The 1,269-nt window shown below is 59.0% G+C and carries 1 protein-coding gene; it reads left to right on the plus strand.

What is annotated here, in order from left to right; all coding sequences use genetic code 11:
• The first annotated feature begins 78 nt into the window (after positions 1-78).
• Positions 79-1,161: an IS630 family transposase gene (locus TSA1_RS00005; protein WP_100174551.1), complete on the plus strand. Its 1,083-nt coding sequence runs from the start codon at positions 79-81 to the stop codon at positions 1,159-1,161.
• The last annotated feature ends 108 nt before the right edge of the window (positions 1,162-1,269 follow it).

Raw genomic sequence — 1,269 nt, forward strand, 5'->3', positions numbered from 1 at the left:
TGTCCCGAATCTGAAGTTCGACGGACTCCAAATCGACTCGAACCTAGCGGAATCTCTCGATTTTGGGGAGGATCGGTTATGGGTCGACGCTTTGCCCCGCTGGGGCTCGATGAGATGGAACACGCTGAGTTGACGTCGCTGGCGTCGCGCCGGAGCACGGCGCAGGCGTTGGCGCTGCGGGCTCGGATCATCTTGGCCTGTGCTGAAGGCGAGCAGAGCAAGGTCGTGGCGGCCCGCCTGGCTATTGATCCTGACACGGTTAGCAAATGGCGTCTGCGCTTCGCCGAGCATCGACTTGAAGGTCTCTTGGACAAGCCGCGATCAGGGACGCCGCGCACCATCGAGGATGCCCGGATCGAGGCGGTGATCGTCCGCACCCTTGAGACGAAGCCTGCCGATGCGACGCATTGGAGTTCACGCGGTATGGCACGGGCCAGCGGGCTGTCTGTCTCGACAGTACAGCGGATATGGCGCGCCTTCGGCCTGCAGCCGCATCGGTTGGAGACCTTCAAGCTCTCAACCGACCCAGATTTCGTTGCCAAAGTTCGCGACGTGGTCGGCCTCTATGTGGCCCCGCCCGAGCGCGCCATTGTACTGTGTGTCGATGAGAAATCGCAGATCCAGGCGCTGGACCGCAGCCAGCCCATGTTCCCCATGCGGCCTGGCCAGGCGGCGCGCCGCAGTCACGATTACAAGCGCCACGGGACGACCTCGCTGTTTGCTGCCCTCGACATCGCAACTGGCCGGGTCATCGGCAAGTGTTATGGGCGCCATCGCGCCGTGGAGTTCCGCAAATTTCTCGATGAGATCGAAGCCGCTGTTCCAGACAGTCTGGACGTTCACCTTGTCATGGACAATTACGCAACCCACAAGACGCCGCTGATCCGCAACTGGTTGGCCAAGAGGCCACGCTGGCACGTGCATCTGACGCCAACCAGTTCATCTTGGCTCAATCAGGTCGAACGTTTCTTTGCGCTCATCACCGAGCGCAAAATCAGGCGCGGTATCTATCGCAGCGTGGCTGCGCTGCGCACCGACATTAAGTCCTTCATCGAACTTCACAACGCCAAACCAAAGCCGTTCCGATGGACAAAATCAGCCGACGACATCCTTAGTTCGATCGAGCGCTTCTGCGCTTACAGTTTGCCCGCCAAGGCCTAAAATGCCACGAACTTTTGGTTCAGGACACTAGAGCATTTTCGGTTCTGATTGAATCAGAACCGAAGCTCTAGATTCTTGTTTTGACGCGTTTTCTTCACGCGAACCGGT

The organism is Bradyrhizobium nitroreducens, from assembly GCF_002776695.1.
GTDB lineage: Bacteria > Pseudomonadota > Alphaproteobacteria > Rhizobiales > Xanthobacteraceae > Bradyrhizobium > Bradyrhizobium nitroreducens.

What these genes read in the sequence shown, in the direction of transcription:
- TSA1_RS00005 (WP_100174551.1), top strand. Translation starts at nt 79, where the DNA reads ATGGGTCGACGCTTTGCCCCGCTGGGGCTCGATGAGATGGAACACGCT.